The sequence below is a fragment of the Streptomyces sp. NPDC023573 genome (assembly GCF_055559735.1).
The window spans coordinates 579,493-593,649 of sequence record NZ_JBVHKB010000005.1 but is presented as its reverse complement, the minus strand read 5'-3'; the positions used below and the strand labels follow the sequence as shown (position 1 = coordinate 593,649).

Genomic DNA, 14,157 nt, shown 5'->3' with positions numbered 1-14,157 from the left:
TGACCACCATTCCCGGCGGTCCCCGGCCGGTATGACGAACGGCACCCCCTGTGGACAACCGCCGCGGCGGCCCCTCGCGACCTGGCAGCATGGCAGGGTGACAGCAGCAACGCATTCCACCCTCTTCCCACAGGTCCCCGACTCCGCGGACGCCGTGCTGGACGGGCTCGACCCCGAGCAGCGCGAGGTCGCGCTGGCCCTCGGCGGACCCGTGTGCGTGCTGGCCGGAGCCGGGACGGGCAAGACGCGGGCGATCACGCACCGCATCGCGTACGGGGTGCGGGCCGGGATCCTCCAGCCGACCACCGTGCTCGCCGTCACCTTCACCAACCGGGCGGCCGGAGAGATGCGGGGCCGGCTCCGCCAGCTCGGAGCAACGGGTGTCCAGGCCCGTACGTTCCACTCCGCGGCCCTGCGCCAGCTCCAGTACTTCTGGCCGAAAGCAGTCGGTGGCGATCTTCCACGCCTGGTGGAGCGCAAGGTCCAGCTCGTCGCCGAGGCCGCGGCCCGCTGCGGCGTCCGGCTCGACCGCAACGAACTGCGGGACACCACCAGCGAGATCGAGTGGGCCAAGGTCACCCAGACCGTCCCCGCCGACTATCCGGCCGCGGTGGCCAAGACACAGCGGGACGTCCCGCGCGACCCGGCCGAGCTCTCGCAGATCTACGCGATGTACGAGCAGCTGAAGCGCGACAGGTCGGTGATCGACTTCGAGGACGTGCTGCTGCTCACCGTCGGCATCCTCCAGGACCGCCACGACATCGCCGAACACGTGCGCCGTCAGTACCAGCACTTCGTCGTCGACGAGTACCAGGACGTCAGCCCGCTCCAGCAGCGGCTGCTCGATCTCTGGCTGGGCGACCGGGACGATCTCTGCGTCGTCGGCGACGCCGGCCAGACCATCTACTCCTTCGCCGGCGCCACCCCCGACCACCTGCTGAATTTCCGCACCCGTCATCCGGACGCGACGGTGGTCAAGCTGGTGCGCGACTACCGCTCCACACCCCAGGTCGTCCACCTGGCCAACGGCCTGCTGAGTCAGGCCAGGGGCCGGGCGGCCGAACACCGGCTGGAGCTGGTCTCCCAGCGGGCCAAGGGCCCCGAACCCGTCTACACGGAGTACGCGGACGAGCCCGCCGAGGCCGAGGGCACCGCCCGCCGGATCCGTGATCTGATCGCCGCCGGCGTTCCGGCCGGCGAGATCGCCGTGCTGTACCGGGTCAATTCCCAGTCCGAGGTCTACGAGCAGGCACTCGCGGACGCGGGCGTGCCCTACCAGCTGCGCGGCGCCGAGCGCTTCTTCGACCGGCCCGAGGTGCGGGAGGCGGGCGTCGCCCTGCGCGGTGCCGCCCGCGCGGGAGGAAACGACGCGCTGCTCGACGGCGCCGACGACCTGCCCTCCGAAGTGCGGGCGGTGCTCTCCACCAAGGGATGGACCTCCAAGCCCCCGGCCGGCTCAGGAGCCGTGCGGGACCGCTGGGAGTCCCTCGCCGCCCTGGTGCGTCTCGCCGAGGACTTCGAACAGGCCAAGCCGGGAGCGACGCTCTCGGATCTCGTCGCCGAGCTCGACGAGCGGGCCGCAGCCCAGCACGCGCCCACGGTCCAGGGCGTCACCCTGGCGTCGCTGCACTCGGCGAAGGGCCTGGAGTGGGACGCCGCGTTCCTCGTCGGGCTGACCGAGGGCATGATGCCCATCGCCTACGCCAAGACGGACGAACAGGTCGAAGAGGAACGCCGCCTGCTGTACGTCGGTGTCACCCGGGCCCGCTTCCACCTCTCGCTGTCCTGGGCGCTGTCCCGGTCGCCGGGCGGCCGGGGGAACCGCCGGGCGACGCGCTTCCTGAACGGACTGCGGCCCGGCTCTGCCGCGCTCGGCACCCGGGGCGGCGCCGGGGGAGGAGGCGGCATCGACCGAGGCTCCCGCGCGGGAGCGGGCGGCGCCGGCACGGAGAAGCCGGTCAGGGCCGGCCGGAGGGGCCCGGTCCGGTGCCGGGTCTGCGGCAAGACGCTCACCGAGGCCGGCGAGATGAAACTGATGCGCTGCGAGGACTGTCCCTCGGACATGGACGAGGGACTGTACGAGCGGCTGCGTGAGTGGCGCGCGGACCGGGCGAAGGAGATCAGCCAGCCCGCCTACTGCCTCTTCACCGACAAGACACTGATGGCGATCGCCGAGGCCGCGCCGGTCAGCGAGGGGGAGCTCGTCGTCATCGCCGGAGTGGGCAACCGGAAGCTGACCCGGTTCGGAGCTGACGTCCTGGACATCTGCGCAGGTCGGACGGTGGGTCAGGAGCTCGGCGGGAATGACGGCGACGTGTGAGGAAAACTCGTCGGAAAAATAGTTTGCGCGCACAGCAGTCGTCACCATAGGTTCTTAACCACGGGAACAGCGACTTCTCTGAAGCCCTGACTCCGTGCTGTACTTATCCGAATACCGCAGGATCGGCCCCGGCCGGTCCCTTGAGACGCCGAGAGGAGGCGATTGTCGTGATCAGCATCATCAACACCATCAAAATGACCGATCCGTCGGTCGTCTCCACCTGCTCGCTCGGCCTCACCCGCTCTTCGCAGCTCTCGCTTCGTGGCACCGGTGTGTCCGGCGTCTCCCTGGTCAGCCCGCTGTCCCTGGCGAGCCTGCCCGTGCGGGAGCGCAATGAGCGACCGACCGAGGCACCGGAAGCAGCAGTAGCGAAGGGACAGGCCTCGGCCTATGCCTTTGCGGCAGCCGGTGCCGGAGCCAAGAAGCAGACGACGCAGCACCACACGATGTGGGCCTTCCGTGGGCCTGAACCCTGGAGTGATCCAGCCTGACAGCAAGTCAGGCCGGCGCCTTCAGGGCCGCGGAACCCCACTCGGGATCCGCGGCCCTTTTGTTTTGTCCGAACGGATGAGACGAGACGAAGGAGCCTCGGGACAGCAGGACCTGGTACCAGCCGCCAACCGGCCAACAGGCCGGCACGACCAGACGAGGACAACGCCACCGTGCAACTCGAGACGCACGCCCCGTCCGTACCGCCTTCCGACACGATCTCCCCGCCCGGCCTCACGGAGGACTCCACCTTGATCCCCCTCACCGCGCTCACTGCGCTCGACGACGCCATCGAGAACCTCGGCGTACCCGTCCCCTGCCGTTCCTACGACCCGGAGGTCTTCTTCGCCGAGTCCCCGGCCGACGTCGAGTACGCCAAGTCCCTCTGCCGGACCTGCCCGCTGATCGAGGCCTGCCTCGCCGGCGCCAAGGAGCGGCGTGAGCCGTGGGGCGTCTGGGGCGGCGAGCTCTTCGTCCAGGGCGTCGTCGTCGCCCGCAAGCGGCCGCGTGGCCGTCCGCGTAAGAACCCGGTCGCGGCGTGACTCCCGGCCTGGGGGTCATGTCCCCCGCACGAACGAAGCGCATCGGAACCATCGACCGTCCCCAGACCCATGACCCCCGAAATCAGGCACCAATGATCACCACGACGAGGGAGCCCGTCGGCTCCGCCACCCCGGACGTCACCATCATCGGCGCGAACGACTCGCGTCAGAACAGGACCCGCGAGATGCAACTCATCCCAGAAGCCCTGGCTCGTGCGCATATGCACGACCGCCTGAGGGAAGCCGAGGAGGGACGTCAGGCAGTGCGCCTGGTGGCCGCCCGGCGGATGCAGCGCCGTGCGGAGCGCGCCTCGATGCGCGCCCGCCGTGCGCTCGCCATGGCCGTCATGCACTGACAGCCGCACCAGCAGTACGGCGCACCACGGCTGCCCGGCCCCGCTCGGCCACTGAGGCAGCCACCCTCCCCATCAGCGGGGCCGGCCCGGCCAGGCCGGCCCCGCAGTGCGTTCCGGCGCGCGCCGCCAGGCCGGCGGCGTTATCGTCGCGAGGTGGACGAGGAGACCCATCACCCCGCGGACCCGGCCGACGGCCACGTGGCGTGTGCCCGCTGCGGCACCGTCGCCGGTTCGGCCCCCCCGCCTCCGACATGGCTCTGCTCCGTGGAGAACGGCGGACGCCGGTACTTCTGCGAGGACTGTGCCCGCACCCATATCAGGGCCGTCGAGAGCAGGCTCGACTCCGCCTGGTGGTGACGGCGCTCGTGCTACACCTCGACCGTCTCCTCCTGCTCCTCGGCGCTGTCCTCGTCCGGTTCGTACTCCAGGAGGAACCCGGGCAGCCAGGACTCCAGTTCGTCGCGGAGACGGACCGTTGCCCCCAGCTGGCAGAGCACCCCGATCGTGCTCAGCGTCACCCGGTGTATCAGGAGGTACGAGGGCGGAAGGTTCAGCTGCTTCCCCAACTGGTGTGCCGGTGAGCGCGGATCGGCGATCCGGGCGGCCTGGCCGCGCAGCCAGGAACGGGTGAAGGTGAATTCGTCCGCCTGCGCCGGCTCGATGATGGGAATCAGGTAGTCGAGCACGGCGTCCGGTTCGAGATCGATCGAATCCTTCACGAAACCGGCCTCACGCAACATGGCGTAGACGGCGTCGGCGTCTCCGTCCAGCGTCATCCGCAGGGCCTCGCCGATGGTCTGCGGCAGACCACCCGGGAGCCGGTCCACCGTGCCGAAGTCCAGCACACCCAGACGCCACAGGCCGGCGTCCCCGTCGGGCCCCGCCGGGTCCCCGGCGGCCGCCTCGGGCGGGGGCAGCAGGCGGAAGTTGCCCGGATGCGGGTCCGCGTGGAGCAGACCGGTGCGTGCCGGCCCGCAGAAGAGGAAGCGCGCCAGCAGCTGGCCCGCCCGGTCCCGCTGTTCCGTCGTGCCGTCAGCGATCACCTCCGACAGCGGAATTCCGTCGATCCACTCCGTGACCAGCACCTGTTCGGACCGGTGGACCACGCCCGGGATCACCACGTCGGGATCGTCCTCGAACTCCGCGGCGTGTTCCTGCTGCGCCCGGGCCTCGAGCTCGTAGTCCAGTTCCTCGGACACCCGGTCGCGGAGCTCCGTGATGAGCGGCTTGATGTCCATTCCGGGGACGAGAGGACCGAGCAGCCTTGCGAAGCGGCTGAGTTGGGTGAGGTCCGACAGCAACGCCTCACCGGCGCCCGGGTACTGCACCTTCACGGCGACGTCCCGCCCGTCGTGCCACACGGCGCGGTGGACCTGGCCGATCGAGGCAGCGGCAGAGGGCAGGTCCTCGAACTCGGTGAAAAGCTCCCGCCAGTCCTCGCCGAGGCGTTCCGCCAGGACCCCGTGGACCGTGCGGGTCGGCATGGGCGGTGCGGCCTCCTGCAGCTTCGTCAGCGCGGCCCGGTAGGGTCCCGCCACGTCTTCGGGCAGCGCGGATTCGAAGACGGACAGCGCCTGGCCGAGCTTCATCGCACCGCCCTTCAGCTCGCCGAGGACTTTGAAGAGCTGGTCCGCCGTGCGCTGCTGGACCTCGCGGGCCACTATCTCGGCGGACTTGCCGCCGATCCGCTTGCCCAGGCCCCATGTGGCACGGCCGGCGAAGCCGAGCGGCAGGGCTGCCAGCTTCGCGGTACGGGTGACCGCCTTCCGGGGAAGATCAGACATGTGCCCCTCCATTTCCCAGACTGCCGTGCGGCGTGCGTTTCCGGCTCCGCTCCGGCGGCGGCGGTCACCCGGCCATTGTGTCCTGCGTGGCGCCGGCCGCGGGGGTGAGCTCCACCTCAGTGTGCCCGGCGGCACCGCAGCCACAGTCGCGGTGGGGGCCCAGCCGCTCCGACCGCCAGTCCAGCATGGGCATGGCGGCCTCCCACCGCGCCCCCGTGCTGGCCGGCAGTTCTCCGTCCAGGAAGGAGAGCGCATGAGCCGCGGCGAGGCCGGCCACCGCGGTCGCCAGACCGAGATCGCAGGCCTGCACGCAAGTGCGCCGCCCGGACCTCCACTGCGCGAGCATCCGCGGCCACTGGGGATCCGCTTCCGCGCGGCTCAGCGCCAGACAGCCCGCGCAGCCGGTGCCTCCGGGGAGCACCAACGGCCCGACGACTCCGGTGGCTTCGATCACGCCCGCATAGAGGTGCGGCGTACCCGAAGCGATCCACGGTGCGGCGGTGTCCGGATCGGGGGCGTACACGGAGAGGCCGTCCCGGGGCGCCACCACGATCAGGGACAGGGCGGGCTCACCCCGCGCCGGAGCCTCGGACGTCCCTCCCGACCGCGGAGGCCCGCCGACCGCGGACCTGCGCACCAGCTGCCGTGCCGCCGTGTCCCGGCGCTCGCCGACCGACGACGCGGGGAGGCCGCCCGGCGCCACGTCCCAGGGCTCGGCGCGGCCCCCGTCGAGCACCTCGACGTGCCCCACCCCTGACCCGGACAGCACCGCGGCGACCGCCGCGCCGACCCTGCCCGCTCCGCGCACCTGCACCCGCATCGCGCGCCGGGCCGCGAGCGTGCGCAACCCGCCACCGGGTGTCGGATGGACCACCGAGAGCGCCGCGGCGTCGGGTCGCTGCCGATCGAGGGTCTCGGCCCGTCGGCGTAAGGCGTCGGCCTCGGGGCCGCCCGCGTCCGGATCGTCCAGCAGACCGGCCTCCGTGAGGCGCGACACGAGAATGTCCACGTGACGGTCCGACAGATCCAGAGCCCTGGCCTCTTCGCGGAGCAGAGGAAGTCCACGCGTTCCGTCCAGGAGTTCCAGAAAGCTTCCGGTGGCGATATCCATCGGCCCCAGCGTTACCGCGTGTGCGGGCGTCACGCCGAATTGCACGGTGTTACGTCCTAGGCGCGGCGGAGTGCGGGCTTCAGCATCGGGTGCATGACTTCTCCCAGGTCGGTGTTGAGTCCGTTGCCAGAATGCAACATGGCGGCGAAACGGGCCGAAAGTTATCCACAGGCTGGGGCATTAGTCGTTCAAATGGTGCAAGCCGAGAAGTGGATCAACGTCGGACCGTCGGGGAGGCGGGACTTCCCGCACCGCCGGCGGGTAACGTCGAGTCGTGCCCGCCGACCCCTCTCCCGGTCTCGCCGCGGAGACCCCTGCGCGCCGCGCCGGACGACAGCAGCGCAGCGCAGCCACCCAGCAGCCCCGCGCGGCGGTGACGAGCGCGGTCGAGGTCCGCAGAAGCACCCGGCGCAGCAGAACGGTCTCCGCGTACCGCGAGGGCGACCGCACCATCGTGCTCATCCCCGCCCGCATGTCGGAGGCCGAGGAGCAGCGCTGGGTCGGCGTGATGCTCGACAAGCTCGCCGCGCAGGAGAGCAGACGCGTCATCGGTGACAGCGAGCTCGCCGACCGGGCCGAGCGGCTCTCCGGTCAGTACCTCGACGGCCGGGCGCGGCCGGCCTCCGTGCGCTGGGTGACCAACCAGAACACCCGCTGGGGCTCCTGCACCCCTGCCGAGGGCAGCATCCGCCTCTCGCACCGCCTGCAGGGAATGCCGGAGTACGTCCTCGACTACGTGCTCCTCCATGAGCTGGCCCATCTGCTGGTTCCGGGCCACGGGCCGCGTTTCTGGCGGCTCCTGGAGGCCTATCCGCGGACCGAGCGCGCGCGGGGCTACCTCGAGGGAGTCGTGGCGGCCGACCGGCTCCCGCATCTGCCCGCCGCCCGCGAAGAGTGACGTCGCCGATTCTGTACCGGGTCTGTACCGGCTTGGCTCGATGTCGTGGTTTGCGGTTAGCCTGACGCGACGCATTCACCTTCGGGATGGGGGACGGTCGTTACGCATGGCCAGGGAATTTCAGCGCGGCCACAAGGCCAAGGTCAGTGATCTCACGTCTGGGACGGATCTGTACGTAGGTGTGCAGATCGCGGGCCCCGGCCTGACGTTCGACATCAGCTGCTTCGGCCTCGACGCCAATGAGCAGCTCTCCGACGACCGGTATTTCATCTTCTTCAACCAGCCGAAATCACCGGAGGAGTCCATTCAGCTTCTCGGTGCCCAGGCCGGTGACACCGAATCGTTCCGCGTCACCCTCGACCGCATTCCGGCGAACATCCACAAGCTGTCCTTCACCGCGACGCTCGACGGTGCCGGGCAGATGTCGCAGGCCGGCCCCGGATACATCCGGATCGTCGCGGGCGGCGAGGAAGTGGTGAAGTACGCCTTCACCGGCTCGGAGTTCACCACCGAGCGCGCGGTCATGCTCGGCGACTTCTACCTCAAGGACGTCTGGCGGTTCGCCGCTGTCGGCCAGGGCTTCGACGGCGGGCTCGACGCGCTGCTCAAGAACTTCGGCGGGGAGGTCGCCGAGGAGGCCCCCGCCGCGCCACCCCAGGGGGCCGCCCCCTCGTTCGCGCCGCCCGCCCAGGCCTCCGCGCCCCCCGCCTTCGGCGCTCCGGCCGCACCCCAGGCGCCGCAGCCCGCACCGGCGTTCGGCGCTCCCGCGGCACCGGCGCCCGCGCCGCAGCAGCAGCCGATGCACGCCGCGCCGACCATAGCGGCCCCTATGGCACCGGCACCGCCGCAGGCACCGGCACCGCAGGCCCCGGCACCGCAGGCACCCGCGCCGTACGGGCAGCAGCCGCCCCAGCAGCCGCAGTTCGGACAGGTCCCCGGGCAGGGCGCTCCGCCCGCCGCGCCGCCGTACGGACAGCAGCCCCCGGCCGCGCCGCCGTTCGGCCAGCAGCCTCCGGGGCCGTTCGGCCAGCAGCCACCGGGGATGCAGCCCGGTATGCCGCAGGGCGTACCCCAGGGTGTCCCCGCCGGTGGTGCGGGCCTGCAGGCCGCACTGCAGCCCTACAAGGAAGCGGCCACCGGGCAGCGCTGGACCTCGCAGAACCAGCAGCTCATGCGCGTCGACCTCACGATGGGCGGCACACCGGTGCTGGCCCGTCAGGGCAGCATGGTGATGTACCAGGGCAAGGTCGACTTCGGCTACAAGGGCGCCGGCTTCGCGGGCCGCATGGTCGGCAACGCGACGGGCCAGGAAATGCAGCTGATGCGCTGCAGCGGCCGTGGCCAGGTCTTCCTCGCCGAGGAAGGGTCGCATCTGCATCCCATCGAGCTGCAGGGCGACGGCATCTGCGTCTCCGCCGAGAGCGTGCTCGCTTTCGACGAGTCACTGCAGTACGAGATCCGCAGGATCGAGGGACACGGGATTCCCGGCGGCGCCCTGTTCACCATGCAGTTCCAGGGCACCGGCACCGTCGTCGTCAAGACCCACGGTGTGCCGGTCGTCCTGCCCGTCACCCCGACCACCTTCGCCGACTGCAACGCCGTGGTGGCATGGTCGTCGGGGTCCCAGGTGATCATCTCCAGCCAGGTCCGGCTGCGCCGCAACGCGTACCCCGGGCACAGCGGAGAGACCGTGAACCTCCAGTTCCGGGGCGCACCCGGCAACTTCATCGTCGTCCAGCCCTACGAGGTCTGAGGGAGCCCGTCATGAATCAGCAGCTCGCGGGCTTCGCCCCGACCCCCGTCACGGCCCGCATGGAGAACCACGGCCGTACGATGCTCAAGGTCGCCATGGCCACCGGCCAGGACCTCTACGCGCGCACCGGATCGATGGTGGCCTACGAGGGCTTCATCCAGTACGAACCCAACCCGCCGGCCGTCCGCCAGATCGCGTCCCAGTGGATCACCGGCGAGGGCGCACCCCTGATGAAGTGCGCCGGCGACGGACTGCTCTACCTCGCCGACTACGGCGCCGACGTGGTCGTCATCAATCTCGACAACGACTCGCTCTCGGTCAACGGCACCAACCTCCTGGCCTTCGACAGCCACCTCACCTGGGGAGTGGAGCGGGTCAAGGGGCTGGCCAAGTTCGCCGGCCAGGGCCTGTGGAACGTAGGGATCCAGGGCACGGGATGGGTCGCCATCACCTCGCGCGGCACACCGATCGTGGTCGACTGCGGGCGCGGCGAGGACGAGACGTTCGTCGACCCGGACGCCCTCGTCGCGTGGTCCCCGAACCTCAAGGTGAAGGGCAAGCGCAGCTTCAAGGCGAGCTCGCTCATCGGGCGCGGCAGCGGAGAGGCGTACCAGATGGCCTTCTCCGGCCAGGGCATCGTCGTCGTCCAGCCGAGCGAGGACAGCACCGACCGCCTGCGGATCCGGAACTGAGCGGGGGAGAAACACATCATGCAGAGTCCGCTTTTCAGCTACACGGAACAGCAGTCGCAGGACCGCTACACGGTCCAGAACCCGCAGCTCCTGCGGGTCGCGCTGGGCGGCCACGACGACGTCCTCGCCCGCAAGGGCGCCATGGTCGCCTACCAGGGGCTCATGGAGTTCGACGGTGAGTACCAGTCGAACAGCCAGCGCCGCGCCCGCAGGAACACGGGCGAGGGCCTCGACCTCATGCGCTGCTCCGGTCAGGGCACGGTCTACCTGGCCAACCTCGCGCAGTACATCCATGTGGTCGACGTCGACCACGAGGGTATGACGGTCGACAGCGCCTACGTCCTGGCGCTGGACTCCTCGCTGCACACCGAGGTCATCGCGGTGGACAGCCAGTACGGGATCTCCGGCACCGGCAAGTACCAGCTCAACATCTCCGGGAGCGGCAAGGTCGCCCTGATGACCTCCGGCCAGCCGCTGATGATGCAGGTCACCCCCGACAAGTACGTCAACGCCGACGCCGACGCGATCGTCGCCTGGTCGAGCGGGCTGCGGGTGCAGATGCAGGCCCAGACGCATTCGTCAGGCGTCTTCCGGCGTCGTGGCAACACGGGGGAGGGCTGGGAACTGAGCTTCCTGGGGCAGGGCTTCGCCCTCGTCCAGCCCAGTGAGGTGCTGCCGCCGCAGAACGCCCAGATCGGCCAGGGGGCCGCAGCGCAGTTCGGCATGGGTCAGCAGGGATCGCACGGACAGAACCAGAACAACTCCTGGAACTGAGCCGGACCGGCAGGACCGAGGGGTGAGGGGCGGTTCCCCGCGGGGAACCGCCCCTCACCCGTTGTCTAGCGGACTTGCTCCAGCCGTGTTCGGGTGCTCGCCAGCAGCCGCTCGACCGAGGCGTCCGCCACCCGCGGCACCTCGTCGTAGGGGAACCAGCGCAGATCCAGGGACTCCTCGCTGATCCGCTCCACCGCCCCGGCCGACGCCGTCGCCGCGTACTGCACGTCGAGGTGCCAGTGGCAGGGCGCCGGGATGGGATGCCGGTCCAGCCGTACGGGCCCGCCGGGCAACAGGGTGAGCCCGGGGATCCCTGACTCCTCCGTGGCCTCCCGCAGGGCCGCCGCCTCCAGAGTGGTGTCCTGGGGCTCGCAGTGCCCGCCCATCTGCAGCCACATCCGCAGCTTCCTGTGCAGCGTCAGCAGGACCCTGCCGCCCTCCTGGTCGACGACCAGCGCGCTGGCCGTCAGATGCCCCGCCCCGCACGCCTTCCACATGCCGTCAGGATGCCCGGCCAGGTGGTCCAGGTACGTCCGGCGCAACCCGGCCTGCTCCGTGCCGCCGCCGGCGTAGCCCTCGAGTACCGAAACCGCGTCGTCGTGCAGGCTCACCGTCCGGAGTCGTCCTTGCCGTCGCTCTGGGGATCGTCGTCGCCGGGCTCGTCCTTGCCCTGCTCCTCGGACGTGGGCTTCTGCGGGCCCTTCGCCGCTTCGCCGAGCATCTTGTCCAGCTCGGAGAAGTCCAGCTGCTCGTGGTGGACGAAGCCGTCCGGGTCGTCCAGGTCCCGGGCCGTCGGCAGCATGTCCGGGTGCTCCCACAGGCCGTCACGGCCGTCGACGCCCCGGGCGTCCGTGAGCGAGGCCCACAGCCGCGAGGCGTCCCGCAGCCTGCGCGGGCGCAGCTGGAGCCCGATGAGCGTGGCGAAGGTCTGCTCGGCGGGACCACCGGAGGCCCGGCGCCTGCGCATCGTCTCGCGCAGCGCGTCCGCCGAGGTCAGCCGTGACTTCGCGGCCTCGTGCACCACGGCGTCCACCCAGCCCTCGACGAGGGCGAGAGCGGTCTCCAGACGGGCCAGCGACGCCTTCTGCTCCGGGGTGTCCTCCGGCTGGAACATGCCCTGCTGAAGAGCGTCCTGCAGCTGCTCGGGCTGCGACGGGTCGAACTGGCCGACGACGTCCTCCAGCTTGCTGGTGTCGACCTTGATGCCGCGCGCATAGGCCTCGACCGCGCCGAACAGGTGCGAACGCAGCCACGGGACGTGGGCGAAGAGCCGCTGGTGAGCCGCCTCGCGCAGTGCCAGGTACAGCCGCACCTCGTCCTGGGGCACGCTCAGGTCCTTGCCGAACCGCTCGACGTTCAGCGGAAGAAGCGCCGCCTTGCCGGCCGGCGCCAGCGGGAGGCCGATGTCGGTCGAACCGACGACCTCGCCGGCGAGCACGCCGACGGCCTGCCCGATCTGCTGGCCGAACATGGCGCCGCCCATGGACCGCATCATGCCGATCAGCGGGCCGGCCATGGCCTGCATCTCCTCCGGCAGGACATCGCCCATCGCCAGGCCGACGCGCTCGGCCACCGGGTCCACCAGCTGCTGCCAGGCCGGCAGCGAGGCCTCGACCCACTCGGCGCGGCTCCACGCCACCGTCGAGACGGAACCCGAGGGCAGCGACGTCACACCGTCGAGCCAGAGGTCGGCGAGACGCAGAGCCTCGTCGACGGATGCCCGCTCGGCGGGTCCGACGCTCGCGTCCTTGCTGCCGTCCGTGGTGCCCTGCGACACCGTCTGGCGGGCGATCTGCTTGGCCATGTCCCAGTTGACCGGGCCGCCCTCGTAACTCAGCATCTGGCCGAGCTGCTGGAAGGCGGCACCCAGGTCGTTCGGGTTCATCGAGCCGAACATCGCGGCGAACGGGTTGTCGCCGCCCGCGCCGGGCGGGAAGCCGAACGGGTTCGCCGGCCCGCCCGAGCCCTGCCCAGCACCGGTGGGGTCCTTCTTCTTGCCTTCGTCGCCGTCTTCCGGCTCCTCCGGCGGAAGGCCGAATCCGAATGGGGTGTCACTCACGGGTTTCCTCGGCTCGTAGGGCCGCCGGCTCGAACCGACGGCGACTGCCCGACATCACCATCCAGCGTAGACACCGAAGACCGCTCAGGCCCTCGGTGCTCCGCCGGCTCCCGGCCTGCGGCAGGATGGACGCCACCTGGTACGTACGCGTCATTCGGGTACGTACTGAAGACAACCGCTGGAGACGCCCGGTGAGTTCCCCAGATCCGCAGGTTCGCGCAGCGCGAAACCTGGCCGACCCCACGACCGAGAGCAAGCCCACGAAAAATCTTCCCCGGAAGCGCGGCCCCGTCGTCGCGGTCACCGGTGCCGCGTCCGGCGTCGGTGAGCTGCTCACCGCGCATCTTGCCGCATCGGACGAGATCAAGCAGGTCATCGCCATCGACGAGCGCCGGGGGGACGTCTCCGAAGCGACGTGGCACATCCTGGACGTACGGGACCCCGCCATCGCCGAGAAGCTGCGCGGCGCGGACGTCGTCGTACACATGGCGCTCGACCTCGACCTGGAGACGGATCCCGCCGCCCGCACCGCGTACAACGTCCGCGGTACCCAGACCGTGCTCACGGCGGCGGCGGCCGTGGGCGTCCACCGGGTGGTGCTCTGCACCTCGGCGATGGTCTACGGAGCGCTGCCCGACAACGACATCCCCCTCGCCGAGGACGCGGAACTGCGGGCCACGGCGGAGGCCACCGGCGTCGGCGACCTGCTGGAGATCGAACGGCTGGGCCGCCGCGCGCCCCGCGCCCACCCCGGCCTCAACGTCACGGTCGTACGGCCCACTGTCCTGGTCGGCGGTACGGACACGGCGCTCACCCGGTACTTCGAGTCCCCCAGGCTCCTCGTCGTCGCCGGCTCACGCCCGGCCTGGCAGTTCTGCCACGTCGACGACCTGGTCAGCGCCCTGGAGTACGCGGCTCTCGAGAAGATCGAGGGAGAGTTCGCGGTCGGCTGCGACGGCTGGCTCGAACAGCAAGAGGTGGAGGAGCTCTCCGGAGTGCGCCGCATGGAGCTGCCGTCCGCCGTCGCACTCGGCGCGGCCGCCCGCCTCCACCGGATCGGTCTCACCCCGTCACCCGCGGGTGATCTCGCCTACACCATGCACCCCTGGGTGGTCAGTGTGAGCCGGCTCCACGACGCGGGATGGCGCCCGAGGTGGACCAACGAGGAGGTCCTCGCAGCGCTCCTGGAGGAGGTCGAGGGACGCCACACCGTCGCCGGACGGCGGCTCGGCCGCAAGGACGCCACCGCAGCCGGTGCCGCTGGAGCGACCGTCGCGCTGCTCGGTACGGCGGCGCTGGTCCGGCGGGCCCGCAAGGCGCGCCGGCGCTTCTAGGAGGCCGCCGGCCCCGGGCCGGCCCATCCGCCGGGAACCCCCGCC

At 70.9% G+C, this 14,157-nt stretch carries 13 protein-coding genes and 1 pseudogene; 10 read left to right on the top strand and 4 right to left on the bottom strand.

The window, feature by feature from the left end:
* Positions 1–97: 97 nt before the first annotated feature.
* The 5 genes from ACZ32T_RS19760 (at position 98) to ACZ32T_RS19740 (ending at position 4,064) form a co-directional block, all read left to right on the top strand.
* Positions 98–2,320 carry an ATP-dependent DNA helicase UvrD2 gene (locus tag ACZ32T_RS19760; protein ID WP_467367989.1) on the top strand — a complete coding sequence of 741 codons (2,223 nt, stop codon included), beginning with the start codon at positions 98–100 and terminating at the stop codon, positions 2,318–2,320.
* Positions 2,321–2,487: 167 nt separating this feature from the next.
* A complete protein-coding gene (locus ACZ32T_RS19755) occupies positions 2,488–2,811 on the top strand; it encodes a hypothetical protein (protein WP_467272446.1) in 324 nt (107 codons plus the stop codon).
* A gap of 171 nt (positions 2,812–2,982) precedes the next feature.
* Positions 2,983–3,351: a WhiB family transcriptional regulator gene (locus ACZ32T_RS19750; RefSeq protein ID WP_099174590.1), complete on the top strand. Its 369-nt coding sequence runs from the start codon at positions 2,983–2,985 to the stop codon at positions 3,349–3,351.
* Between the two features lie 17 nt (positions 3,352–3,368).
* The gene (locus ACZ32T_RS19745; RefSeq protein ID WP_467272443.1) at positions 3,369–3,707 is read left to right on the top strand and encodes a hypothetical protein; all 339 of its coding nucleotides are present in this window, start codon (positions 3,369–3,371) and stop codon (positions 3,705–3,707) included.
* A gap of 153 nt (positions 3,708–3,860) precedes the next feature.
* Complete coding sequence (locus ACZ32T_RS19740; RefSeq protein WP_467367987.1) at positions 3,861–4,064, top strand: hypothetical protein; 204 nt, start codon at positions 3,861–3,863, stop codon at positions 4,062–4,064.
* 11 nt (positions 4,065–4,075) lie between these two features.
* On the opposite strand, the gene ACZ32T_RS19735 is transcribed toward ACZ32T_RS19740, so the two are convergent.
* On the bottom strand, positions 4,076–5,491 hold the full coding sequence (locus tag ACZ32T_RS19735) for an ABC1 kinase family protein (protein ID WP_467367985.1): 1,416 nt from the start codon (positions 5,489–5,491) through the stop codon (positions 4,076–4,078).
* 64 nt (positions 5,492–5,555) lie between these two features.
* Positions 5,556–6,697 (bottom strand): annotated as a pseudogene (locus tag ACZ32T_RS19730) (ThiF family adenylyltransferase).
* A gap of 179 nt (positions 6,698–6,876) precedes the next feature.
* Between ACZ32T_RS19730 and ACZ32T_RS19725 the strand changes: the two are divergent.
* The 4 genes from ACZ32T_RS19725 to ACZ32T_RS19710 all read left to right on the top strand — a co-directional run bounded on the left by ACZ32T_RS19725 (position 6,877) and on the right by ACZ32T_RS19710 (position 10,719).
* Positions 6,877–7,500, top strand: coding sequence for a M48 metallopeptidase family protein (locus tag ACZ32T_RS19725; RefSeq protein ID WP_467272433.1), 624 nt, complete (start codon positions 6,877–6,879; stop codon positions 7,498–7,500).
* A 106-nt stretch (positions 7,501–7,606) separates the two neighbouring features.
* Positions 7,607–9,253 carry a TerD family protein gene (locus ACZ32T_RS19720; protein ID WP_467367983.1) on the top strand — a complete coding sequence of 549 codons (1,647 nt, stop codon included), beginning with the start codon at positions 7,607–7,609 and terminating at the stop codon, positions 9,251–9,253.
* An 11-nt stretch (positions 9,254–9,264) separates the two neighbouring features.
* Positions 9,265–9,945, top strand: a complete 681-nt coding sequence (locus tag ACZ32T_RS19715; protein WP_467272429.1) for an AIM24 family protein — start codon at positions 9,265–9,267, stop codon at positions 9,943–9,945.
* An 18-nt stretch (positions 9,946–9,963) separates the two neighbouring features.
* On the top strand, positions 9,964–10,719 hold the full coding sequence (locus ACZ32T_RS19710; protein WP_467272427.1) for an AIM24 family protein: 756 nt from the start codon (positions 9,964–9,966) through the stop codon (positions 10,717–10,719).
* A 65-nt stretch (positions 10,720–10,784) separates the two neighbouring features.
* On the opposite strand, the gene ACZ32T_RS19705 is transcribed toward ACZ32T_RS19710, so the two are convergent.
* Together ACZ32T_RS19705 and ACZ32T_RS19700 are read right to left on the bottom strand one after the other, a co-directional pair.
* A complete protein-coding gene (locus tag ACZ32T_RS19705) occupies positions 10,785–11,330 on the bottom strand; it encodes an NUDIX hydrolase (RefSeq protein WP_467272425.1) in 546 nt (181 codons plus the stop codon).
* Positions 11,327–12,778, bottom strand: a complete 1,452-nt coding sequence (locus ACZ32T_RS19700; RefSeq protein WP_467272423.1) for a zinc-dependent metalloprotease — start codon at positions 12,776–12,778, stop codon at positions 11,327–11,329. Before ACZ32T_RS19700 ends, ACZ32T_RS19705 begins: the two co-directional genes overlap by 4 nt.
* Positions 12,779–12,969: 191 nt before the next feature.
* On the opposite strand from ACZ32T_RS19700, the gene ACZ32T_RS19695 reads away from it, so the two are divergent.
* The gene (locus ACZ32T_RS19695) at positions 12,970–14,112 is read left to right on the top strand and encodes an SDR family oxidoreductase (RefSeq protein ID WP_467272421.1); all 1,143 of its coding nucleotides are present in this window, start codon (positions 12,970–12,972) and stop codon (positions 14,110–14,112) included.
* The last annotated feature ends 45 nt before the right edge of the window (positions 14,113–14,157 follow it).